20 protein-coding genes, 1 pseudogene and 1 riboswitch are annotated in these 22,992 nt (G+C 72.4%); of the genes and pseudogenes, 7 read left to right on the forward strand and 14 right to left on the reverse strand.

Annotated features, from left to right (window positions below; genetic code table 11):
- Positions 1-503: 503 nt before the first annotated feature.
- The 3 genes from ACFYUZ_RS07965 to ACFYUZ_RS07975 all read right to left on the reverse strand — a co-directional run bounded on the left by ACFYUZ_RS07965 (position 504) and on the right by ACFYUZ_RS07975 (position 3,363).
- On the reverse strand, positions 504-1,001 hold the full coding sequence (locus tag ACFYUZ_RS07965; protein WP_389307039.1) for a hypothetical protein: 498 nt from the start codon (positions 999-1,001) through the stop codon (positions 504-506).
- 2 nt (positions 1,002-1,003) lie between these two features.
- Entirely contained in the window at positions 1,004-1,150 is a 147-nt protein-coding gene (locus tag ACFYUZ_RS07970; protein ID WP_389307041.1) for a hypothetical protein, read from the reverse strand.
- Positions 1,151-1,641: 491 nt separating this feature from the next.
- On the reverse strand, positions 1,642-3,363 hold the full coding sequence (locus ACFYUZ_RS07975) for a recombinase family protein (RefSeq protein WP_389307042.1): 1,722 nt from the start codon (positions 3,361-3,363) through the stop codon (positions 1,642-1,644).
- Positions 3,364-3,751: 388 nt separating this feature from the next.
- On the opposite strand from ACFYUZ_RS07975, the pseudogene ACFYUZ_RS07980 reads away from it, so the two are divergent.
- Positions 3,752-4,477: pseudogene (locus ACFYUZ_RS07980) on the forward strand (D-alanyl-D-alanine carboxypeptidase family protein); the annotation flags it as partial.
- Positions 4,478-4,820: 343 nt separating this feature from the next.
- Here the strand turns inward: ACFYUZ_RS07980 and ACFYUZ_RS07985 are convergent.
- Positions 4,821-5,867 carry a YhjD/YihY/BrkB family envelope integrity protein gene (locus ACFYUZ_RS07985; protein WP_389307043.1) on the reverse strand — a complete coding sequence of 349 codons (1,047 nt, stop codon included), beginning with the start codon at positions 5,865-5,867 and terminating at the stop codon, positions 4,821-4,823.
- 222 nt (positions 5,868-6,089) lie between these two features.
- Between ACFYUZ_RS07985 and ACFYUZ_RS07990 the strand changes: the two genes are divergently transcribed.
- The gene (locus ACFYUZ_RS07990; protein ID WP_389307045.1) at positions 6,090-7,463 is read left to right on the forward strand and encodes an FAD-binding oxidoreductase; all 1,374 of its coding nucleotides are present in this window, start codon (positions 6,090-6,092) and stop codon (positions 7,461-7,463) included.
- A gap of 59 nt (positions 7,464-7,522) precedes the next feature.
- Complete coding sequence (locus tag ACFYUZ_RS07995) at positions 7,523-8,278, forward strand: decaprenylphospho-beta-D-erythro-pentofuranosid-2-ulose 2-reductase (protein ID WP_389307046.1); 756 nt, start codon at positions 7,523-7,525, stop codon at positions 8,276-8,278.
- A gap of 27 nt (positions 8,279-8,305) precedes the next feature.
- On the opposite strand, the gene ACFYUZ_RS08000 is transcribed toward ACFYUZ_RS07995, so the two are convergent.
- From ACFYUZ_RS08000 to glyA, 3 genes are all read right to left on the reverse strand, one after another.
- Entirely contained in the window at positions 8,306-8,896 is a 591-nt protein-coding gene (locus ACFYUZ_RS08000) for a 2'-5' RNA ligase family protein (RefSeq protein WP_389307047.1), read from the reverse strand.
- A gap of 102 nt (positions 8,897-8,998) precedes the next feature.
- Entirely contained in the window at positions 8,999-10,012 is a 1,014-nt protein-coding gene (gene trpS, locus ACFYUZ_RS08005; protein ID WP_389307048.1) for a tryptophan--tRNA ligase, read from the reverse strand.
- Positions 10,013-10,176: 164 nt separating this feature from the next.
- Complete coding sequence (gene glyA / locus ACFYUZ_RS08010; RefSeq protein ID WP_389307732.1) at positions 10,177-11,445, reverse strand: serine hydroxymethyltransferase; 1,269 nt, start codon at positions 11,443-11,445, stop codon at positions 10,177-10,179.
- A gap of 63 nt (positions 11,446-11,508) precedes the next feature.
- A riboswitch (ZMP/ZTP riboswitch) is annotated at positions 11,509-11,599 on the reverse strand.
- Positions 11,600-11,707: 108 nt separating this feature from the next.
- Here glyA and rocD point away from each other — a divergent pair.
- Positions 11,708-12,913 (forward strand): ornithine--oxo-acid transaminase, encoded by a 1,206-nt coding sequence (gene rocD, locus ACFYUZ_RS08015; protein ID WP_389307049.1) that lies wholly within the window; start codon positions 11,708-11,710, stop codon positions 12,911-12,913.
- 284 nt (positions 12,914-13,197) lie between these two features.
- On the opposite strand, the gene ACFYUZ_RS08020 is transcribed toward rocD, so the two are convergent.
- Positions 13,198-14,382 (reverse strand): glutathionylspermidine synthase family protein, encoded by a 1,185-nt coding sequence (locus tag ACFYUZ_RS08020; protein ID WP_389307050.1) that lies wholly within the window; start codon positions 14,380-14,382, stop codon positions 13,198-13,200.
- A 15-nt stretch (positions 14,383-14,397) separates the two neighbouring features.
- A complete protein-coding gene (locus tag ACFYUZ_RS08025; protein ID WP_389307051.1) occupies positions 14,398-14,694 on the reverse strand; it encodes a hypothetical protein in 297 nt (98 codons plus the stop codon).
- A 101-nt stretch (positions 14,695-14,795) separates the two neighbouring features.
- Between ACFYUZ_RS08025 and ACFYUZ_RS08030 the strand changes: the two genes are divergently transcribed.
- A complete protein-coding gene (locus ACFYUZ_RS08030) occupies positions 14,796-15,626 on the forward strand; it encodes a hypothetical protein (RefSeq protein ID WP_389307733.1) in 831 nt (276 codons plus the stop codon).
- Positions 15,627-15,632: 6 nt separating this feature from the next.
- Here the strand turns inward: ACFYUZ_RS08030 and ACFYUZ_RS08035 are convergent, their stop codons facing one another.
- Positions 15,633-17,054 carry a PLP-dependent aminotransferase family protein gene (locus ACFYUZ_RS08035; RefSeq protein ID WP_389307052.1) on the reverse strand — a complete coding sequence of 474 codons (1,422 nt, stop codon included), beginning with the start codon at positions 17,052-17,054 and terminating at the stop codon, positions 15,633-15,635.
- A gap of 47 nt (positions 17,055-17,101) precedes the next feature.
- Here ACFYUZ_RS08035 and ACFYUZ_RS08040 point away from each other — a divergent pair, with 47 nt between their 5' ends.
- Together ACFYUZ_RS08040 and ACFYUZ_RS08045 are read left to right on the forward strand one after the other, a co-directional pair.
- Positions 17,102-17,608 (forward strand): carboxymuconolactone decarboxylase family protein, encoded by a 507-nt coding sequence (locus ACFYUZ_RS08040; RefSeq protein WP_389307053.1) that lies wholly within the window; start codon positions 17,102-17,104, stop codon positions 17,606-17,608.
- Entirely contained in the window at positions 17,605-18,378 is a 774-nt protein-coding gene (locus ACFYUZ_RS08045; RefSeq protein ID WP_389307054.1) for an isocitrate lyase/phosphoenolpyruvate mutase family protein, read from the forward strand. The genes ACFYUZ_RS08040 and ACFYUZ_RS08045 overlap by 4 nt, the downstream gene beginning before the upstream one ends.
- On the opposite strand, the gene ACFYUZ_RS08050 is transcribed toward ACFYUZ_RS08045, so the two are convergent.
- From ACFYUZ_RS08050 to ACFYUZ_RS08065, 4 genes are all read right to left on the reverse strand, one after another.
- Positions 18,372-19,454, reverse strand: a complete 1,083-nt coding sequence (locus ACFYUZ_RS08050) for a hypothetical protein (protein WP_389307055.1) — start codon at positions 19,452-19,454, stop codon at positions 18,372-18,374. The genes ACFYUZ_RS08045 and ACFYUZ_RS08050 overlap by 7 nt on opposite strands.
- 1 nt (position 19,455) lies before the next feature.
- A complete protein-coding gene (locus ACFYUZ_RS08055; protein WP_389307056.1) occupies positions 19,456-19,836 on the reverse strand; it encodes a hypothetical protein in 381 nt (126 codons plus the stop codon).
- Positions 19,829-21,565, reverse strand: coding sequence for a hypothetical protein (locus tag ACFYUZ_RS08060; RefSeq protein WP_389307058.1), 1,737 nt, complete (start codon positions 21,563-21,565; stop codon positions 19,829-19,831). Before ACFYUZ_RS08060 ends, ACFYUZ_RS08055 begins: the two co-directional genes overlap by 8 nt.
- 194 nt (positions 21,566-21,759) lie before the next feature.
- Positions 21,760-22,749, reverse strand: coding sequence for a malate dehydrogenase (locus tag ACFYUZ_RS08065; RefSeq protein WP_389307059.1), 990 nt, complete (start codon positions 22,747-22,749; stop codon positions 21,760-21,762).
- Positions 22,750-22,992 lie beyond the last annotated feature (243 nt).

Genomic DNA, 22,992 nt, shown 5'->3' on the forward strand with positions numbered 1-22,992 from the left:
AGAGAACACCACCGCAACGACCAGGAGCCTCGTCTCGTTGCACACCCCTGCTGACCTGCCATTTCACCCCACAGAGACAGGATGAAAACGGCTCATTGGGTCAGGTGGGCTTGGTCGTCCTCGTCTGCGGGACCGGCCGGACACGATGGGGACCGCACGCGCTTACGACCCCTTTCGGCGACTCGCGGACGAGCCGGTTACTCATGGGCGGTGCAGTCCCCCGCGCTCTGCCACACGACCCCTGCACTAGGCAGGGGTCGTTCCGTTGGGCGGGATGGTCGACGGGTTGATGGGAGAGCCGTCCGGCAGGCGTGGTGTGACATCCACCATCACGACGCCACCGGGGATTGCCGGATCGCGCATTTGCTGGACGCCGCGGGGCATCGCTGTGCCACCCTCCACGGCGTCAGCCGAGTCGGACCAGAGGCGCCGTCCCTGCGCATCACGTGGGAAGTACGGGTAGTCCCCGTTCGGGCCCGGGTCCAGCGCGTCAACGGCCATCGTCAGCCCCGTTCCGCAACGAAGGCTTCGCGCTGCGCGTCCAGTTCCTCGGAGAACTTGGCTCCCAGCGCTGCCGCCTGCGCTTCCACTGCGTTCTGAATCTCGTCCAGAAGCGCGACGTCGTACAAGCGGGGCTCTGGCACCGTCATGACCTCACGAAGCGCGGTCTGTGAGCGCTGAGCCTCAGTCAGTACGTGGCCATGCTTGTAGCGAGCCGACCGGTACTCGACATACGCCGCGAACCAGGGCTCGGCCGCAAGAGCCTCCATGAACCGCTTGTGGGGTTCGTCTCCGGAGTCGACGGCCTCTTGCGCACGCTCCATCCACGTGTCGACCACCTTGCGGTCGTACGCCTTCTCTCGATCGGCACGGCGCGCTGCCTCCGCCTCCCGGACAGCCTCCAACTCGGCTTCCGCTGCGGCCAGCGGCTCGGCGAACTTCTCAGCCTGTGCGCGCAGCTTCGCCACCCGCTCGGCAGCCTTCTCGATCTCGCCAGCCATGCTCACTTACCCCCGTTGGTCACATCGCGGCCGTGCTCGGCAGCCAGATTCTTGTCCTGCTCGTAGTAGCCGAGACTCATCCGCACGGTCGGGCTCAGACGGTCGAACGTCTCGGGGTTCGACACCTTGAGCGCTGCCAGTTCCTCCATCCGCTCGTCCCGCTTCCAGCATCGGCCTGGATCTGCCCCTTGTTCCTCGGCCCGTCCAGAAAACCTGCTCCACTGAGAATTTCCCCCATGACCATTTATGCCTATCTGTTTGGCGGCACTGCCACGCGTGCCGGTGCGCTGCAACTGGTAGGGACCAGAGGTTCCCCGGCACCCGCGGTGCGGCGTGCTCGGTGGTTCTGTGCGGTCCCTCACCGTGTTGTGGGGACCAGCAGATTCCCGCGCCGTCTGTACGCCGCGAGCCGTGCCGCTCGGCCCCTCACTGTGGTGTAGAGAGCGGGAAGATCCTGGCGGCCGAGCATGACGGGATGGCGTTTCGATGCACGGTTTGGTTTTCTCCTTATTTTTTCTTGTGCATACGAAAAAACACTCTGAACCGTCATACCGCCATGCCTCCGCCCGCTGGTCGGCCCCGCTGCGGGCACAGCAAAGCCCCGGCGGTCCGCGAGGGACTACCGGGGCTTCGGCGAGTGTCAGAGAGCGGCTAGCGTCTCTTCGTCGTCTTCGTGGTCCTCGTCCGTCTCAAGGGCCCGCCAGTGGAGCGTCACGCGTTCCTCGATGGCGATGTACTTGCGGGACTCCGGGTCCCGGCCGGGGCCGATGGAGACGCCGGAGAGGAACAGGTCCAGGAACTCGCGTCGCTTGAACACGTCCCACGCCGCCCAAGGGGAGCCGGCGCCCAAGGGGTCCTCGCCCGGTTCGAACCAGTCCGAGGGAACCTGGATCGCTGCCGTGGTCTGCTCGTCCAGTGCTTCCAACCTGGCCGTGCACTGGTCCTCGAAAGCCCGGTACTGCGTCATCGTCGCGCGCCACATGGCCAGCTCGTCCCGCCCCCGATAGAGCCCCGCCTTGCGGTCGGCCTGGAGTTCGGCGATGGAGTTCCGAACGTGCTCAAGGTGCGCCGCCGTCTCGCGCCGCTCCTCCTGGACTCCGGACAGGTCGCGCTGGAGCGCGAATCGGAGTGCCGCCTCCGCCAACCATTCCCTGTCCTCGTTGTCGTCGACGTCCGCAGCGGCAAGACGTGCCCAAACGCGCCGGGCCACGTAGTCGTCGGCGTCCTTGCGCTTGATGCTCAGTCCGCCGTGCCCCTTGGGGTTGGCGCACATGTAGTAGTCCTGTCCGCCGTTGTTCTTGCTCTGCCCCATGGACCCCGTGCAGAGCCCACAGGTGGTGAAGCGCCACCCGCTCAGGAGTGTGGGCGTGGCCTGTCCGCCAGGCTGCCTGTTCGTCTTATTGCGCTTGCTGCGCTGCTCCTGGAGTTCCAACCACTTGGCCCCCGCGACGACGCCTCGGTGGGGAGTCAGGGGCGACCCGCCCTCCTCCCGGGCGATCACGTTCACGTACGCCTTGCCGCGCTTCACGCGCTCGCTGGCGAAGCCACCGATGGCCGGGTGGGAAAGGATCCAGCGCACCGTCTGGGCTCGCCAGCGGATCGGGCTGTCCTCCTTCGACACGCGCCGCTTCTTGATGAACTCCATTCGCTTCTCGGTGGCACGCCGCTCGGCCTCGCCGGGCGCCGGTACATCCTCCGATTCCAGCGTCGTCGCGATCTTGTTGTCGGAGATTCCGGCGAACGACATCTCCACCATGCGCTTGACGATCGCGACGTGGTCCGGGTTGTCCTCGTCCGGCTCCAGGACGGAGACGACAAGGTTGCCGATCTTCTCGCGCACCGCCCGCATGCCGTACGGCGCCGAGCTGGAGTGCCGGCCACCGACCGTCCTGATCTCGTCCTTGGCTCCGCGCAGGCGCTCCGCCTTGATGTCGCTGTCCTGCTTCGCGAGTGCTGCGATCAACGCGAAGATCGCGACGCCGATCGGGTTCGACGTGTCGAGGAACGGTTCGAGTACGGAGACGAAGCGGACTCCGTACTTCTTGAACTCCTTGTCGATCTCCAGCGCGTCGTGCGCGCCCTTGCGGGTCAGCCGAGACAGTTCGTTGACCACCACCACGTCGACCTCACCCGCGCGGACAGCGGACATGAGGTCTTCGAATCCCGGGCGGAGGGCGTTGGGATCCCATCCGGACCGACCGACGTCTTTGAACGTGTGAATCACCTCCCACCCCCGGCTCGCCGCCAGCGCCTCACCGGCTGCCACCTGGGCTTCCGGCGACGCCTCGGAGGAGTCGGGGCGCGCCTTGGACTGCCGGGCGTAGACAGCCACCCGCACGGTGTCCAGTTGCTCGGCTCCCATGGGCGAAACGAAGGGGGTCAAGGTCTCTCACCTGCTCTTTCCTGTCGTTGAAGCTCTACCGGTTAGCTACATGTAGAAAGTGATCCAAATGAACCAGCTCCACACCCCGAACGCGAGCAGGAACCAGGAGACGCGGCGGCTGAGCTTCATGACCCCAGTATCACCGTCGGCCTCCCGGCCCCCGCTTCCGGGTGGACGAGGGCGGGTGAACCGCCTGCCGGGGTTCGGATCGGTTGGGCGTACCTGTACGTTCTCGACCGTGTCTGCTTCGAAGAAGACCGCTTGGGCGGTCGCCGCTGCTGTGCTCCTGCCGCTCGTCACCGCCGCGCCCGCGGCGCACGCGGACGGAAAGGACGGGAAGGACAAGCAGCCCAGGCCCCCCGCCGTGATGTCCAAGGTCGGCGGCGCCCTGCTCGGCACGCCGGGGACGCAGGTGCGGCTCGGTCCCGGTGCTCCGGTGCTGCCGAAGGAGCTGTCCGGCCGCTCCTGGATCGTCGCGGACGCGGAGAGCGGGCAGATCCTCGCCGCGCACAACGCGCACTGGCGGCTCGCCCCGGCCTCCACGCTCAAGATGCTCTTCGCGGACACCCTGCTGCCGAAGTTCTCCAACAAGACGCGGAACCACCTGGTCACCACCGCGGACCTGGCCGGGATAGGGGACGGCTCCAGCCTGGTCGGCATCAAGGAGAAGCAGACCTACAGCGTCCACGACCTGTGGCTCGGCGTCTTCCTCCGCTCCGGCAACGACGCCGTGCACGTGCTGACCAGCATGAACAAGGGTCTCCAGCAGACCGTGCAGGACATGAACGACCAGGCGGTCGAACTCCAGGCCCTCGACACCCACGTCGTCACCCCGGACGGCTACGACGCCCCGGGCCAGGTCTCCTCCGCGTACGACCTGACGCTCATCGCCCGCCACGGGATGCAGAACGCGGACTTCCGCGCGTACGCCGCCACGGCCCGCGCCGTCTTCCCCGGCGAGGCCAAGCCGGGCAAGAAGCGCGAGACCTTCGAGATCCAGAACACCAACCGGCTCCTCACCGGAGACATCGGCGTCGCCCCGTACCCGGGCATCGCCGGGGTCAAGAACGGCAACACCACGCACGCGGGCGCCACCTTCACCGGGGTCGCCGAGCGCAACGGCAGGGTGCTGCTCGTCACCGTCATGAACCCCTCCTCGGAGGAGCAGCACGCGGTCTACCGGGAGGCCGCCCGGCTGCTCGACTGGGGCTTCGCCGCCTCCGGGAAGGTGACGCCGGTGGGCGAGCTGGTGCCGCCGCTCTCGGCGCGCACGGCGTCCCCCGTCCCGGCGGACGGCACGGCCCCCGCGGCCGGGAAGGACGCGCCGCAGAAGCCGGTCCACGCGGCGGCCCCCGTCGGGAAGACCGGTGGGATGGCGATCGCGCTGGGCGTGGCGGGTGGTGTCGCCGTCCTCCTGGCCGCGGCCGCCTTCCTGGTCAACCGCCGCTGGCCGCTGGCCGGGTCGGCGGCGCCCCGGCGGCGCCCTTCCCCGTCACCCGAGGGGTCCCCGGAGCAGTCTTCGGAGGAGTCCCCGACCCCGGATCCGACCCCGGATCCGACTCCGGCCCCGGCCTCGGCTCCGACCCCGGATCCGACCCCGGCCCCGGCCTCGGCTCCGGATCCGAAGGGCGCTGCCGGCGCGACTCCGTAGCCGTCCAGGCCGCGCAGAACAGCAGCAGTTTCGCGGTGAAGTTGATCCAGAGGAGCAGGGCGACCGGGACGCCGAACGCCCCGTACATCGACTTCGCCGCGACCCCCTTCATGTAGCCGCCGAGCAGCAGCTTCAGCAGCTCGAAGCCGACCGCGCCCATCAGCGCCGCCGTCACGAGGTCCCGGCGGGCCGGTTCGACGCCCGGCAGCAGCGTCAGCACGTACAGCAGGATCAGGAAGTCGGCGACGACGGCGACGAGGACGGCGGCCGTCTGGAGCAGGTAGCCGCCCGCTCCCTCGCCGGAGATGCCGAGCCGGTCGGCGCTCCAGCCGACGGCGGTGGAGCCGAGCCAGGACGCGGCGAGCGAGCCGAGCGCGACGCCGCCGAGGCCGAGGAGGATCAGCGCGTCCTTGCCCTTGAGCAGGATCGGGTTGCCCTCGACGTCGTCGAGCCCCCAGACCGCGCGCAGGCACTCCCGCACGGAGCCGATCCAGCTGATGCCGGTGACGAGCAGGACGGCGCCGGCGACGATCCCGATGGTGCCGGCGTTGGCGACGAGCCCGCCGATGTCGAGCTGGTCGGAGATGCCGGGCACCTGGTCGCCGATCTTCTTCTCGATGGTGTCGAGCTGGTCGTCGGTGAGGAGCGCGGCGCCGATCGCGGCGGCGACCGTGATCAGCGGGAAGAGGGCGATGAAGGAGACGAAGGTGATCGCGGCGGCGAGCCGCGTCCAGTGCGCCGCGTCGAGGGTCTCGTACGCGTGCCAGCCATGGGTCCGCATGAGGCGGGCGATCCACGGGCCGATGACGGGGAGTCTGGTCAGCCAGTCCATGTCGTACGTCTGCTCCTCGCGCCGTCGATCACTCGGGTCACTCAGGTACGAGAATCCCCCGCCGGGGCTCGGGGACCCGCGACCGACATCCCGTACGGCGCGGCCGGTGCCGGGCCGTGCGGGTTCTTTCCCGGTGTCCCTTGCGTTCCTTCGGGCATCCGTCCCGACGAGCCGCTCCGTAATACCGGCATAAACGCCATATCGGGCTATACGGTCACCTCCATGGCTGTCGAGACCCGCGTCCCCGACGAGGACTGCGAAGCGATCAGCGGCTGGGGCCGCACCGCTCCCACCCTCGCGCGCGTGCACCGGCCCCGCGGGCACGCCGAGGCCGTCGAGGCCGTCCTCGCCCCCGGTCGCCGGGGCGTCGTCGCCCGCGGCCTGGGACGCGCCTGCGGCGACGCCGCGCAGAACGCCGGCGGCACCGTCCTCGACATGACCGGCTTCGACCGGATCCCGGCCGTCGACACCACCGCCGGGCTCGTCGTCTGCGAGGCGGGCGTCACCCTGCACCGGCTGACGGAGGCGCTGCTGCCGTTCGGCTGGTTCGTCCCCGTCGCCCCCGACACCCGGTACATGACCGTCGGCGGGGCGATCGCCGCCGACGTCCACGGCGGGAACCACCCCGTCTCGGGTTCCTTCGGCCGGCACGTGACCGCGCTCGAACTCCTCACCGCCGACGGGCGGATCCGCACCGTGCCGCCCGGGACCCCGCTCTTCGACGCCACCACCGGCGGCATGGGCCTGACCGGCGTGATCCTCACGGCCACCCTGCGGCTGCTGCCCGTCGAGACCTCCCTGATGCGCGTGGACACCGAGCGCGTCCCCGACCTCGACGCGCTGCTGGCCCGGCTCGCCGACGACGGCCGGCGGTACCGCTACTCCGCCGCCCGGATCGACCTGCTCGCCCGGGGCGCCGCCACCGGCCGCGCCGTCCTGACCCGCGGCGACCACGTGCCGTACCACGCGCTGCCCCGCCGCCACCGGGCCCGCCGCGCGCCGCTGGACTTCCGGCCGGGACGACTGCCCGCACCGCCGCCGTACGTCCCCGGCGGACCGCTCGGCCGCACGTCCGTGGGGCTCCTCAACGAGCTCTGGTACCGCGGGTCCCCTCGCGCCGCCGGCCGCCTCCGGTCACTGCCGGCCTTCTTCCACCCCTTCGACGGCATCCCCCACCGGAACCGGATCCACGGGCCCGAGGGCTTCGTCCGGTACCGGTTCGTCGTCCCGTACGGGCGGGAGGACGCCCTCCGGCGGATCGTGCGGCGGATCGCGGACCGGGGCCTGCCCTCCTTCCCCGCCGTCCTGAGACGGTTCGGCGCGGGCGGCCCCGGCCCGCTCTCCTTCCCCCTCCCCGGCTGGGCCCTCGCCCTCGGCCTCCCCACCGGCCTGCCCGGGCTCGGGCGCTTCCTCGACGCGCTCGACGAGGAGGTCGCGGGCGCCGGCGGCCGGGTCGACCTCGCCGAGGACTCCCGGGTCCGGCCGGAGGCCCTGGCCGCGATGTACCCCCGGCTCGACGAGTTCCGGGCGCTGCGCGCGGCGCTCGACCCGCGGTCCGTCTTCGTCTCGGACCTCGCCCGCCGTCTCGGCCTCTAGGACCTCAGGGCCTCAGGGCCTCAAGGACCTCAGGGCCTCAAGGACCTCAAGGAGTTCACGTGAAGGACGCCTTCGGTGCCCCGCAGTCGCTGCTCGTCCTCGGCGGCACCTCCGAGATCGGGCTCGCCACCGCCCGCCGGCTGATCGCGCGCCGCACCCGCACGGTCCGGCTGGCGGGCCGCCCCTCCCCCGCGCTCACGGCCGCCGCCGACTCGCTGCGCGGGCTCGGGGCGGACGTGGGCACCGTGCCCTTCGACGCGCTCGACACCGCGTCGCACGAGGAGCGGCTCGGGAAGGTCTTCGCCGAGGGGGACGTCGACATGGTGCTGCTCGCCTTCGGGGTCTTCGGCGACCAGGCGCGCGACGAGTCGGATCCGGCCGCCGCCGTCCGGGTCGCGCAGACCAACTACACGGGCGCCGTCTCGGCCGGTCTGGTGTGCGCGGGCGCGCTCCAGGCGCAGGGGCACGGTTCGCTGGTGGTGCTCTCGTCGGTGGCGGGCGAGCGGGCGCGCCGCGCCGACTTCATCTACGGCTCGTCGAAGGCGGGGCTCGACGCCTTCGCGCAGGGCCTGGGGGACGCGCTGCACGGCACGGGCGTGCACGTCATGGTGGTGCGGCCCGGGTTCGTGCGCTCGAAGGCGACGGCCGGGCTCGCGGAGGCGCCGTTCGCGACGACCCCGGAGGCGGTCGCGGGCGCGATCGAGCTGGGGTTGCGGCGGCGCTCGGAGACGGTGTGGGTGCCGGGTCCGCTGCGGATGGTGATGGCGGCGGTACGGCACGTGCCGAGGCCGCTGTTCCGGCGTCTGCCGGTGTGACGTACGGCTCCGGACCGGCCCGGCGGGTCAGGCCGTCGGCGTCGGGGTGTCGACGGGGCTGCCGCCCTGGGCGGGGACGGCGGCGATCGGGCGGCCGCTGCCGAACTCGTAGTCGTACAGCTTCCGCCAGACCCCGTCCGGGCCCTGCTCGTACAGCGCGAAGGAGCGGCAGGTCCAGGCCGCCTCGTACCCCGCGAGCTCCTCGAAGGCCCGGTCCATCCCCTCCTCGGAGATGCCGTGCGCCACGGTGACGTGCGGGTGGTACGGGAACTGGAGCTCGCGCACCAGCGGCCCGGCCTCGTCGCGGATGCGGTGCTGGAGGCGGTGGCAGGGGGTGGCGCCCTCCTCCAGCTTCACGTAGACGACCGGGGAGAGCGGGCGGAAGGTGCCGGTGCCCTTGAGGCGCACGGGGAACGGCTGGTGCTCGGCGGCGACGCCCGCGAGGTGGGCCTCGATCTCCGGCAGCCGCTCCTCGGGGACCTCGGTCGGCGGTACCAGGGTGACGTGCGTGGGGATGCCGTACGCGGCCGGGTCCCCGAAGCCGGCGCGCCGCTCCTGGAGCAGGCTGCCGTAGGGCTCCGGGACCGCGATCGAAACGCCGAGCGTTACGGTCCCCACGTCGTTCTCCTCCGTCGTCCGTCGAAATGTGTACGGGTGGTGCAGCGCCAGTGTGCGGCCTGCACCACCCTTTCGGCCAGGGTCCTTGGACTCAGTGCCGTCTCAGTGCTTGGCGGGCAGGAAGCCGATCCGCTCGTACGTCTGCGCCAGCGTCTCCGCGGCGACCGCGCGGGCCTTCTCCGCTCCCTTGGCCAGGACCGAGTCCAGCGTCTCCGGGTCGTCCAGGTATTCCTGGGTGCGGGCCCTGAAGGGCGTGACGAAGTCCACCATGACCTCGGCGAGATCCGTCTTCAGCGCGCCGTACATCTTGCCCTCGTAGCTCTTCTCCAGGTCCTCGACGGAGGTGGAGGTGAGCGTGGACATGATGCCGAGCAGGTTGGAGACGCCGGCCTTGTTCTCCGGGTCGAAGCGGATCACCGTGTCGGTGTCGGTGACGGCGCTCTTGACCTTCTTCGCGGTGACCTTCGGGTCGTCCAGGAGGTTGATGAGGCCCTTCGGCGTGGACGCCGACTTGCTCATCTTGATCGTCGGGTCCTGGAGGTCGTAGATCTTCCCCGTCTCCTTGAGGATGTACGGCCTGGGGATCGTGAACGTCTCGCCGAAGCGGCCGTTGAAGCGCTCCGCGAGGTCGCGGGTCAGCTCGATGTGCTGGCGCTGGTCCTCGCCGACCGGAACCTGGTCGGCCTGGTAGAGCAGGATGTCCGCGACCTGGAGGATCGGGTACGTGAAGAGGCCGACGGTGGCGCGGTCGGCGCCCTGCTTGGCGGACTTGTCCTTGAACTGGGTCATGCGGGAGGCCTCGCCGAAGCCGGTGAGGCAGTTCATGACCCAGCCGAGCTGGGCGTGCTCGGGGACGTGGCTCTGGATGAAGAGGGTGCAGCGCTCCGGGTCGAGACCGGCGGCGAGCAGCTGGGCGGCGGCGAGCCGGGTGTTGGCGCGCAGCTCGGCGGGGTCCTGCGGGACCGTGATCGCGTGCAGGTCGACGACCATGTAGAAGGCGTCGTGGGTCTCCTGCAGGGCGACCCACTGGCGGACGGCGCCGAGGTAGTTGCCGAGGTGGAACGAACCTGCGGTGGGCTGGATTCCGGAGAGCACGCGGGGACTGTCAGAGGCCATGCACATCATTCTCTCAGGTGTGGGAACCGTTCCCCGACTGCCCGTCCGTCGGGAGCGCGCGGACCCGGTCCCCGACGCGACCGGGAGCACGGCGCGGCCGGTGGCCCCGCGCTCCCGTGGGACGGGAGTGCGGGGCCACCGGTCCCCGGGGGGTGTCTCGCCGGTCACACCGGGAGGCCCGGGGCCGGGTGGGCGGCCATGAGGTCGGCGACCTCGGCGCGGACCGTGCGGAGGGTGTCCTCGTCGCCCTCGCCGGCGGCGGTGACGGCGCGGTCGATCCACTCGGCGACCTTCGCCATGTGGTCCGTGGTGAGGCCCCGGGAGGTGAGGGAGGGGGTGCCGATGCGGATGCCGGAGGGGTCGAAGGGCTTCCGGGTGTCGTAGGGGACGGTGTTGTAGTTGACGACGATCCCGGCCCGGTCGAGGGCCTTCGCGGCGATCTTGCCCGGGACCTGCCTGGGGGTGAGGTCGATCAGGATCAGGTGGTTGTCGGTGCCGCCGGAGACCAGGTCGAAGCCGCGGGCGAGGAGCGCCTCGGCGAGGGCCTTGGCATTGGCGACGACGGCGTGGGCGTAGTCGCGGAAGGAGGGCAGGGAGGCCTCGCGGAGGGCGACGGCGATGGCGGCGGTGGTCTGGTTGTGGGGGCCGCCCTGGAGGCCGGGGAAGACGGCCTTGTCGAGGGCCTTGGCGTGCTCCTCGGTGGACATCAGCATGGCGCCGCGCGGGCCGCGGAGGGTCTTGTGGGTGGTCGTGGAGATCACGTCGACGTGGCCGACCGGGGACGGGTGGGCGCCGCCCGCGATGAGGCCGGCGATGTGGGCGACGTCGGCGACGAGGACGGCGCCGGACTCGCGGGCGATCTCGCCGAAGGCGGCGAAGTCGATGGTGCGGGGCAGTGCGGTGCCGCCGCAGAAGAGGACCTTCGGGCGCTCCTTGAGGGCGAGGTCGCGGACCTGGTCGAAGTCGATGAGCCCGGTGTCCTGGCGGACGCCGTACTGGACGCCGCGGAACCAGCTGCCGGTGGCGGAGACGCCCCAGCCGTGGGTGAGGTGGCCGCCCATGGGCAGGGCCATGCCCATGACGGTGTCGCCGGGCCGCGCGAAGGCGAGGTAGACGGCGAGGTTGGCCGGGGAGCCGGAGTAGGGCTGGACGTTGGCGTGGTCGACGCCGAAGAGGGCCTTGGCGCGCTCGATCGCGAGGGTCTCGACCTGGTCGATGTTCTGCTGGCCCTCGTAGTAGCGGCGGCCGGGGTAGCCCTCGCTGTACTTGTTCTGGAGGACGGTGCCGGAGGCTTCGAGCACGGCGGCGGAGACGTAGTTCTCGCTGGGGATGAGGCGCAGGGTCTCGGCCTGGAGCCGTTCCTCGGCGCCGACGAGGGCGGCGAGCTCGGGGTCGGCGGCGGCGAGGGCGGGGTGCTGCTGCGGGGCGGTCATGGTGGTGTCCTCCGGGCGTTCGGTGGAACGGTCCCGGGCTGAGGTGCGCACGGGACCGGGATCCCGTGATGCCCAGGCGGGCGGCACCTCGTGTGGTGGAGCGCGCGCGGCTCCCCCGGGGTCGCTTCCCCGTACGCCAGTCGCCGTGCGTGTTTCCACAGTAGCGGGCGCGCCGCCGCCGAGGTTTCCCTGTCCGGCATCCGAGCGACGATAAGAAGGGGGCCACACGTACCCCCCGAGCCGCAGGACGAACGGAGATCCCGTGTCGAGGACAGAAGAGGCGATCGCTTCCGCGGACGCGCACAGCGCGCACAACTACCACCCCCTTCCGGTCGTCGTCGCCTCGGCGGACGGCGCCTGGATGACCGACGTCGAGGGCCGTCGCTACCTCGACATGCTCGCCGGGTACTCGGCGCTCAACTTCGGGCACGGCAACCGGCGTCTGATCGACGCGGCGAAGGCGCAGCTGGAGCGGGTGACGCTGACCTCGCGCGCCTTCCACCACGACCGGTTCGCCGAGTTCTGCGCGCGGCTCGCGGAGCTGTGCGGCAAGGAGGCGGTGCTGCCGATGAACACGGGGGCGGAGGCGGTCGAGACGGCCGTGAAGACCGCCCGGAAGTGGGGGTACGAGGTGAAGGGCGTGCCGGACGGGCACGCGAAGATCGTGGTCGCGGCGAACAACTTCCACGGCCGGACGACGACGATCGTGAGCTTCTCGACGGACCACGAGGCGCGGGACCACTACGGGCCGTACACGCCGGGGTTCGAGATCGTGCCCTACGGGGACCTGACGGCGATGGAGGCGGCGGTCACCGAGAACACGGTGGCCGTGCTGCTCGAACCGATCCAGGGCGAGGCGGGGGTCCTGGTCCCGCCGGCCGGTTATCTGGCGGGGGTGCGGGAGCTGACGCGCCGGCGGAACGTGCTCTTCATGGCGGACGAGATCCAGTCGGGCCTGGGCCGGACGGGACGGACGTTCGCGTGCGAGCACGAGGGCGTGGTGCCGGACGTGTACGTCCTCGGGAAGGCGCTGGGCGGCGGGGTGGTGCCGGTGTCGGCGGTGGTGGCCGACCGTGACGTGCTCGGGGTGTTCCGGCCGGGCGAGCACGGGTCGACGTTCGGCGGGAACCCGCTGGCCTGCGCGGTGGCCCTGGAGGTCATCGCGATGCTGCGGACGGGCGAGTTCCAGGAGCGGGCGGCGGAACTGGGCGAGCACCTCCACGCGGAGCTGGGGCTGCTCGTGGGCGGCGGCTCGGTGGAGGCGGTGCGCGGGCGCGGGCTGTGGGCGGGCGTCGACATCGTGCCCTCGAAGGGGACGGGCCGGCGGATCTCGGAGCGGCTCATGGAGCGCGGCGTCCTGGTGAAGGACACGCACGGGTCGACGATCCGGATCGCGCCGCCGCTGGTGATCTCGAAGGAGGACCTGGACTGGGGGTTGGAGCAGCTGAGGGGCGTCCTGTCGGACTGACGCCCGGGCGGTGCGCCCGTCGTGCGGGCGCGCGCCCGCCGGGGCGGTACCCCCGCCTTACGCGCCTGGACCCGCACCCCGTGTGTGCCGTACCTGCCGGTGCGGGTCCAGGCGCGGGAGCCTCTGGCGCCGGCAGGGGCGCCGTTCCGTTGTGCCCACCCTCCCCCGAGCTCTCGGCTTCGCTCGAGCAGGGGGGACCCCCCTCGCCCCGGCGGAACGCCTGCCCACAACGGAGGGGCGGGGGCAACGCCCCGGCGGGTGCGCCCACGTCGGGGGCGCGGGGGCTACAGGATCACGTGGGGGAGGAAGCGGGCGTATTCGTCGGTGACGAGGCCCGTCGACTCCCGGATCCCCAAGCCCGCCGCCTCGTCCTCGACGACCCACGCCCCCAGCACCACCCGGTTGCCGTCGAAGTCGGGCAGGGGGGCCAGTTCCTGGTAGCAGCAGGCCTCCCCGTCCCGTACGAAGGGCTCCGTGCCGGCCTCGTGCAGGGTGACGCCCGCGCCCTCGCGGCCGAGCAGCGGCTTGGCGACCCAGCCGGTGGTGGAGGCGAGTTCGCGCGGCCCGTCGAGGTAGGCGGGCAGCAGGTTGGGGTGGCCGGGGTTCAGCTCCCACAGGATCGCGAGGAGCGCCTTGTTGGAGAGCAGCATCTTCCAGGCGGGTTCGATCCAGCAGGTCGTGCCGGTGCCGCCGCCGTTGTCGAGGGTGTCGAGGACGTGGGGGCCGAAGCGGTCGGTGGTCAGCCACTCCCACGGGTAGAGCTTGAAGCAGCTGCGGATGAAGCGGAGCCGGTCGTCCACGAAGCGGCGCGAGAGCCGGTCCCAGCCGATCCGTTCGACGGAGAGCGCCTCGGTGTCGAGTCCGGCCTGTTGGGCGGTCTCGCGCAGGTACGCGACCGTCATCAGGTCCTCGCCGAGTTCGTCGCCGTCCGAGTGGGCGAAGTGGACGGGGCCGGGCGGGAGGAGGTGGGCCTGGCGCTTCCAGGCGTCGACGAGCCGCTCGTGGAGGGAGTTCCACTGGTCGGCGCCGGGGAATCGTTCCTCCATCCAGAACCACTGGGGGCTCGCCGCCTCCACCAGGGAGGTGGGGGTGTCGGCGTTGTACTCCAGCATCCTGGCCGGACCCGTGCCGTCGTAGCGGAGGTCGAAGCGGCCGTACAGGGAGGGGAGTTCGGCCCGCCGTCGCCAGGACTCGGCGACCAGGCCCGCCAGCTTGGGGTCGGTGATCCCGAGCTCGGCGAAGCGGTCGTGCTCGACGATGTGCGCGGCCGCCGCCAGGCACAGCGCGTGCAGTTCCTCGACGACCTCCTCCAGGGCCTCGACCTCGGGCAGCGAGAAGGAGTAGTACGCGCTCTCGTCCCAGTACGGGCGCAGCGAGCCGTCGGGGTGGCGGGTCAGGGGGTAGACGAGCCCCTGTTCCTCGACCGTCCGCTGCCAGTCGGGCCGGGGTTCGACGGTGTGGCGTTCCATGGTGCCGTGCCCGTCTCAGCCGCCGCCGGTGCCGGAGCAGCCGAAGCCTCCGGTGTCGACGGCGGTCTTGTCGAAGCTGCCGCCGCTGACGCGCTTGTCGCGGACGGATCCGCCGTAGTAGTAGGCGCCCCGGGTGGTGCTGCCGTTGTCGTCGTCGCTTCCGCCGCCGCTCTCGCACCGGTAGCTGGGCAGTTCCTCCCGGGTCAGCGGGTCCACGCACCGGCGGTCCGGCTCCGCACCGCACGCGGTGATCGTCGCCGCGAGCACACCCATCCCGCCGAGCACCACCGTGCTCGACCTCAGCCTGCGCATGTCCGTCGCCTCCCCTTCACCGCGTCACGTCCGTCGCGACCGCACAGTGTAGGCCGGTGTTTTCCGGCCTCACGCCCTAGAGTCGTTTCGTGCTACTCGGGATGATCTGTGCGCTGGCCTCGTCCGTCTGCTTCGGCGCGGCATCGGTGCTCCAGGCGATGGGGGCCCGCGCCGCCGAGCCGGGGACGGGCGGCGGCGTCGACGTCGCGCTGATGTGGCGGGTGCTGCGGCAGTGGCGCTATCTCGCCGGTCTCGGCATGGACGCCCTGGGATTCGTCCTGCAGATCGTGGCCCTGCGGACGCTGCCCATCTACATGGTGGGCGCGGCCCTCGCCGCGAGCCTGGCGGTCACGGCGGTCATCGCCTCCCGGGTGCTGAAGGCGCGGCTGAGCCGGGTGGAGTGGACGGCCGTGGCCGTGGTCTGCTCGGGGCTCGCGATGCTGGCGCTCGCCTCCGGCAAGGAGGGCCACCGGGACGGCTCGGAGGCGCTGCCCTGGGCGCTGCTGGGGATCTCCTTCGGGGTCCTGCTGCTGGGCGTCGTGGGGGGACGGCTGCCGGAGCGGCCCCGGGCGCTGGTCCTCGGCCTCGGGGCGGGGTTCGGCTTCGGGGTGGTGGAGGTGGCGGTCCGGCTGATCGACGGCGTCGACTTCGCCGATCCCGCCTGGTACGCGCTCCTCGTGGGCGGCGGGGCCGCGTTCATCCTGCTGACCTCGGCACTCCAGCGCGGCTCGGTGACCACGGCGACGGCGGGCGCGGTGCTCGGGGAGACGATCGGGCCCGCGATCGTCGGGGTGGCCTGGCTGGGGGACCGCACGCGGGAAGGGTTCGACTGGCTGGCGATCGTCGGTTTCGCCGTGGCGGTGGCGGGCTCCCTGACGCTGGCCCGCTTCGGCGAGGCCCCGGCCCCGGCCCCGGAGTCCGCCACGCTGTAGCGGCGCTCACGGCAGCACCCCGCACAGGGCCCGGAGGGCGCTCTGCCAGCCGCTGTCGGGGGGCGTGGCGTAGCCGACGACGAGGCCGTCGAGGGTGGGCGGCACCGTGGGGCGGCGGAACCGGTTGACGCCCTGGACGGCGAGGCCGCGCCAGGCGGCGGCCCGCAGGGTGGCCTGCTCGGTGCCGGGCGGGAGGGCCAGGACGGCGTGGAGGCCGGCCGCGATGCCGCTGACCCGGGTCTCCGGCGAGTGGGCGGCGACGGCCGCCACCAGCTGGTCGCGGCGGCGCCGGTAGCGCAGCCGCATCGCCCGGACGTGCCGGTCGTACGCCCCCGAGCGCAGGAACTCGGCGAAGGCCAGCTGGTCCGGCGCGCTCGACGTCCAGTCCACGGCTCCCTTCGCCGCCGCCACCTCCCGCGCCAGCTCCTGCGGCAGGACCATCCAGGCGAGGCGGAGGCCGGGCGCCAGGGACTTGCTGGCGGTGCCGAAGTAGACGACGCGGTCGGGGTCGAGGCCCTGGAGGGCGCCGACCGGCTGCCGGTCGTAGCGGAACTCCCCGTCGTAGTCGTCCTCCAGGACGAAGCCACCGGAGGCGCGCGCCCAGTCGACGACGGCCGCCCGCCGGTCCGGGGGCAGGGCGCCGCCCAGCGGGTACTGGTGGGCGGCCGTCATGAGGACGGCCCCGCAGCCGTCGAGGCCGGCCAGCTCCTCGGTCCTCGTGCCGCGCTCGTCGAAGCCCAGGGCGGGAGTGCGGAGTCCGGCCCGGCGCAGGAGGTCGTCGTGGAGCCAGAGCCCGTACGACTCGACGGCCACGTCCCGTGCTCCCCGGGCCCGCAGCACCTCGCCGATCAGCATCAGGCCGTGCACGAAGCCGGCGCAGATCACGATCCGCTCGGGCCGGGCGTGCACGCCCCGGGCGCGGGCGAGGTATTCGGCGAGCGCGGTGCGCAGTTCGGGCCGGCCGCGCGGATCGCCGTACCCGAAGGCCTCGTGGGGGGCGTCGACGAGGGCCCGGCGGTACGCCTTGAGCCAGTCGGCGCGCGGAAAGGAGGCGAGGTCGGGGGTGCCGGACTGCAGGTTGTGCACGAGTGCGGCGGTCCGGCCGCGGCCGGGGCCGGGGCCGGACGGCGGGGGCGGTGCGGACGGCGCCGGGGGGCGGGGCGCGGCACGGCGGGCGACGCGGGTCCCGGAGCCCTGCCGGGCGGTGAGCCAGCCCTCGGCGACGAGTTCGGCGTAGGCGTCGGCGACGGTGTTGCGGGCCATGCCGAGGTCGGCGGCGAGCGAGCGGGAGGACGGCAGCCGGGTGCCGGCCTCCAGGCGACCGCTGCGGACCGCCTCCCGCAGGGCGTCCATCAGGCCCGCGCGGAGCCGGGGGCCACGGAGTTCCAGGTGGAGGTCGGCCCCGAAAGTGGCCCATTCGTTCGCCATGGAAATGGACCATACAGCTGAGCCAACCGCTTCATACGGTGGTCGGCATGACGACGACGGAATCGATCGAACCGACCGTGTACGCCCACGAGCACGCCCCCCGCCTCCCCCTCGCCGAGCACCTCCCCGAGTTCTACCGGGCGATGATCCGGCTGGAGACGGCGGCCGCGAAGGACGTCGACCCGACCCTGTACCACCTGATCAAGCTCCGTGCCTCGCAGGTCAACCGCTGCGCGTTCTGCATCGACATGCACAGCAAGGACGCGCTGGCCGAGGGCGAGAGCATCGAGCGGATCGTGCAGCTCGCCGCCTGGGAGGAGTCCCGGCACTTCTACACCGAGCGGGAACTCGCCGCGCTCGCCCTGACCGAGGCCGTCACCGTCCTCACCGACGGCTTCGTGCCCGACGAGGTGTACGCGCGGGCCGCCGAGCACTTCGACGAGACCGAACTCGCCCGGGTCGTCGCCGCGATCGTCACGATCAACGCCTGGAACCGGATCGGCGTCACGACGCGCATGACGCCGGGCCACTACACCCCGAAGTCCTCGTCGTGAGCACCCCGGTGAACGCCTCGGAGGGTGCCTCGGCAGCCGCCTCGAAGAACGCCGAGGTGCTCCGCGCCCTGCACCACGACCGCGCGGCCGGCGACCCGCTCGTGCTGCCCGGCCCGTGGGACGCGGCGAGCGCCCGCGCCTTCGAGGCCGCCGGCTTCCCCGCCCTCGCCACCCCGAGCGCCGCCGTCGCCGCGTCCCTCGGCCACGAGGACGGGGCGACGCCCGCCGACGAGATGTTCGCCGCCGTGGCGCGCGTCGTCCGGGCCGTGTCCGTCCCCGTCACGGCGGACCTGGAGGGCGGATACGGGCTGTCCGCCGCCGAACTCGTCGAGCGGGTGCGGGAGACCGGCGCGGTCGGCGTGAACCTGGAGGACAGCGACGCCGGCGGCCTCAAGGACCCCGAGGCGCACGCGGAGTGGCTGGCGGAGGTGCGGGCGGCGGCCGGGCCCGGCCTCTTCCTGAACGCGCGCGTCGACACGTACCTCCGCGAGGACGTCGCCGACCCGGCCGGGGAGGCGCTCGTCCGCGCCCGCCTCTACGCGGCGGCGGGCGCGGACTGCGTCTACCCCATCAAGGCGCCGCCCGCCGACCTGCCGGGCCTGCGGGCGGCCCTCGGCGACCTGCCGGTCAACGCCCTGTCCCTGCCGGGCGGTCCGTCCTTCGCCGAACTCGGCCGACTGGGCGCGACCCGCGTCACCTTCGGTCCCGGCCTGCTCCTCCGGACCCTGCGCGGGCTCGCGGAGCTGGCGGCCGAGCTGCGGGCTCAGTAGGCCCCGGGCCGGAAGAACTCCAGGGCCACGCGGAGCCGTTCGCGCTGCTTCGGCCAGTCGGCGTCCGGGCCGGCGGCCAGGATCGCGTACTGGTTGCCGTCCTCGGCGGTGAAGGCGCGGTCGACGACCTTGCGGCGGCCGCCCTCACGGTCGTACGCGTACACGAGTTCGGCGGAGCCGGCGGGCGCGCCGGCCTCGCCCGTGACCCGTTCGAGGCTGACCTCGGTGTAGCCGGGCTTGTTGGTCCGGCCGTCCTCGGAGGCGCCGCGCAGCGCCTCGTACGGCGTGATGCCCGCCTCCTGGATGACGAAGACCTGGATCAGGCTCCGCCCGTCCGGCGCGTTGTAGAACACGCCCTGCTCGGACTCGGTGCGGTCCCAGCCCTCGGGGACGGCGATGGTGAAGCCCTTGAGGTCCTCCTGGGCGCGGTAGCCGGGCGGCGGCACGTCGTCCGGGGGCGTGGACGTGTCGGACGGGGACTCCGAGGGGGTCTCCGACGGGGCCTCGGAGGTCGGCCCGCCCGTCTCCGCCGTGGCCGAGACGGAGGCCGGGGGGCCCGCCACCGGGTCCGGTCCGTTCCCACCCCGGCCCCAGACCAGCCAGGCGCCCACGGAACCCGCCGCGAGGACGGCCACCGCCACCCCGGCCGCCAGGACGGCCCGCGAACGGTCCCGGGGCGCCGGGACGGGCGCTCCGGGGTACTGCGGGCCACCGGCGTCGGGGGCGTACCCCGGGGGGCCCGGAAGGCGGCCCGGGCCGTGGTCCGGCGCGTACTCCGGAGGAGGCGGCGGCAGCGGAACGACGGGCCCGGTGGCCACGGTGGCCCCGGCGGTCTGCGGGGACGGTGGCCCGACGGGGACCACGGGCCCGGCGCCCTCGGGGACCACGGGCCCCGGGTAACCGGCACCCTCAGGAACCACCGGCCCCGCGGCCCCCGCACCCTCCGGGACCACGGGTCCGGCCGGGTCTCCGGTCCACGCGGGGGCGGGCGCGGTCTCCGCCGCCCCGCTCTCCCAGCTCTGCGTCTCGTCGTTCCAGCGGGCCCCGCCCGCCGGAACGCCCCCGTGACCGCTCATCTCATCCTCCGAGCAGGGCGCCGACGGCCTGCCCCACGGCGACGCCCGAGGCGAGGATCCCGGTCACCGCGCCCGCGTCCACGAGGGCGCGGCGCAGGGCGGCGAGCCGTCCGGTGCCCGCCCGTCCGGTGCCCTCGATCTCGTCCTCGGCGTCGGAGAGTTCGGCGTCGAGCGCGGTCGTCTGCTCGGAGGGGACGACGCCCTCCAGGTCGGCGCGGAGCCGGCGGATGGCCTGGAGGAGCTCCTCCTGCCGGGCGTCACGGGCGGGCTGCGTGCCGTTCACCGTGCTGGTGACGGTGTTGTTGTCGCCGATGGTGACGTTGCCGCTGGTGTTGGTGACGTGGATGCCGCCACGGTCACGGGAGTTCCCTGTCTCAGCCACGGTCGCCTCCGGTCGTGGAAGTGGTGAAGGTCTTGCTGGTGACGGTGTTGTGGTGCCCGACGGTGACGTTCCCCTTGGTGTTCTCGATGAACGTGCCGCCCTCGGCCACGTGGACGATCTTCTGCTCGAACTCGGCGGTCTCGTAACCGGCTTCGCGGAGCGCGAGCGTCACGCCGTTCGCGACGCGGTCCTGCACGCTCTTCAGGTAGCGGCTGACGTCCATCTCCTGGAAGAGGGAGGCCTCGTCGTCGGAGCCGAGCTCGCGGACCGAGATCCACGGCCCCTCGGGCAGCGCGTTGGCGTGGCCGGCGGTGAGGACCCGCCACAGCTGGACGAGCGCGCGCCCGATCGTGACCACGGACCGTCCGGCCGAGCGCGGGGTCTGCCCGAGCGCCCAGACGGCCTTGCCGAAGTGGTGGTTGTGGCGGTAGCGGTGGGCGATCCGGTCGGCGTGCCGGTAGAGCGGCCTCACCGGCCGCAGGACGTGCGGGGCGACCTCCAGCATCAGCATGCCGCCCTGGGTGTGGACGCGGACGAAGACCGTGGTGACGATCTCCTCGCCCCAGCCGCCGACCCGGATGCGGAGGAAGTGACGGCGGGTCTCGCCGCCCTCCTCGATGGCGCGCGAGCGGTGCGCCTCGAAGCCCTCGGGGGTGTACGGGGCGGCCGTGCGGGACGGCAGTCCGTCGACGGGCAGGAAGACGACCTCGTCGATCTCCAGCTCGCGCAGCCGGTCCCGCACGGCCGCCTGTCGCTGCGGCGAGCCGTGGAGGGAGGGCACGCGGAGCGCCTCCAGGAGGGGGACGACGTGCCGCAGGACGGCGCTGTTGTCGAGCGGTTCGGGCGCCTTGCCGTCGAGGTTCTTGCGGGGGCGCAGCTCGACGGAGAGCGACCAGGGCTCGTACGGGGAGCCGGCGCCGCAGAACGGGACGTCGGCGTCGTACATGATCAGCCGGGCGTGCTGCTCGACCCGGATCCGGTCGCGCAGCCGGCGGAAGCGGGCGCCCTCGGCGAGTTCGGCCGGGTCGGAGCGCTGGTCGGAGAAGCGCTCGCGGGACAGCTCCTGGGTGAGCGCGCGGGCGAACTGGCCGCGCTGGGCGGCCACCGCCCAGGCCACGAGGAGCGGCACGGCGATGGTGATCCACACCTCCAGCGTGCCGACGCCCCACATCTCCTGGGCGGCGAGGTCGACGGCGAGGCCGAGGAAGCCGGCCGTGTCGGAGACCTCGTAGAGGAAGTCGCCGCCGGACTCGTCGTCGCCGAACGCGAGGAAGAAGAGGAGCAGCGCGGACTGGAGGAACACGAGCCGGCCGTACCAGCGCAGCAGGAACGCGGGGACGGTCCGGTAGAGGGGGGCGGTGGTGGACCGGCCGCGCACCCAGCGGGCGATGCCGAGCACCAGGAAGGGGGTGATGAGGAGCGCGATCAGGCCCTTGGTGAGGGGGATCGCGACGATCCAGAGGGCGAGGATGCCGGCGGCCCAGGCGAGTTCGACGCGGCGGGCGCGCAGCGCGTGGGCGAGGACGCGGCTCGCGTCGTGGCCGAGGGAGGGGGCGGCGAAGCGCTCCTCGTGGACGTACAGCTGGTCGATGACCGCGTCGCGGAATCCTTCGTCGAGGTACGTACCGGCGCAGAGCAGCCGGGTCGCCTCGCTGGCGGCCGGTAAGCGGCGCGGGTCGACGGCGGGCGACGGCCCGCCGGACTGATGGGGTACGGACGACTGCGGCAAAACTCCCCCGATGGTGTGGAACCGTCCATGTTTCCGGCCCAGTTGGCTGGGAACCGAGGGGACAGCATAGGGGAGGCGGAGTTCCGTGTCGGCCCGAAAAACGGCGCCCCCGGGCCGTACGGTCGGTCGTACGGTCCGGGGACGCCGGGAGTGTGGAGCCGCGGCCGGCCTCGGACGAGGCCGGCCGGTCGGCTTCAGATCAGGCCGAGCTCGCGAACGGCGTCGCGCTCCTCGGAGAGCTCCTTCACCGAGGCGTCGATGCGCTTGCGGGAGAAGTCGTTGATCTCCAGGCCCTGGACGATCTCGTACTTGCCGTCCTTGCAGGTGACGGGGAAGGAGGAGATGAGGCCCTCCGGGACGCCGTAGGAGCCGTCGGACGGGACGCCCATGGAGGTCCAGTCGCCCTCGGCGGTGCCGTTGACCCAGGTGTAGACGTGGTCGAGGGCGGCGTTGGCGGCGGAGGCCGCGGAGGACGCGCCTCGGGCGTCGATGATCGCGGCGCCGCGCTTGGCGACGGTCGGGATGAAGGTGTCGGCCAGCCACGCCTCGTCGTTGACGGCCTCGGCGGCGTTCTTGCCGGCGATCTCCGCGTGGAAGATGTCCGGGTACTGGGTCGCGGAGTGGTTGCCCCAGATGGTGAGGCGCTTGATGTCCGTGACCGAGGAGCCGGTCTTCTGGGCCAGCTGCGTCAGCGCGCGGTTGTGGTCCAGGCGGGTCATCGCGGTGAAGCGCTCGGCCGGGACGCCCTTGGCGGCGGACTGGGCGATCAGGGCGTTGGTGTTGGCCGGGTTGCCGACGACGAGGACCTTGATGTCGTCCGCGGCGTGGGCGGCGATGGCCTCGCCCTGCGGCTTGAAGATGCCGCCGTTGGCGGCGAGCAGGTCGCCGCGCTCCATGCCCGGGCCGCGCGGGCGGGCACCGACGAGCAGGCCGATGTTGGCGCCCTCGAAGCCCTTGTTCGGGTCGTCGAAGATGTCGATGCCCTTGAGCAGCGGGAAGGCGCAGTCGTCGAGCTCCATGGCGGTGCCCTCGGCGGCCTTCACGCCCTGGGGGATCTCGAGGAGGCGCAGCTTGACCGGCACGTCCGCGCCGAGCAGGTGGCCGGAGGCGATGCGGAAGAGCAGCGCGTAGCCGATCTGGCCGGCCGCGCCGGTCACGGTGACATTCACGGGAGTGCGGGTCATGGCGATCTCCGTAAGACAGCTGGCGGTGGGGGTCCCTGCCCCTGGTGCGGGATAGCTCTCTTGATCGATCGGTGTCTCGACATGAAGAGATATCCAGCGGTCAGGCTATCCGACCCGGACCCCCGCGAATCCCCAACCCCTTGTGGTCCGGCTCACTGCCACCCGTCCGGGCACCGTCGCCCGCCCCGGCGCCGGGCCGAGGTAGCGGAATGGTCACTTCCGTGCCACAGCGCCCCGACGGAG

Source organism: Streptomyces sp. NPDC004266 (genome assembly GCF_042874095.1).
Lineage (GTDB): Bacteria > Actinomycetota > Actinomycetes > Streptomycetales > Streptomycetaceae > Streptomyces.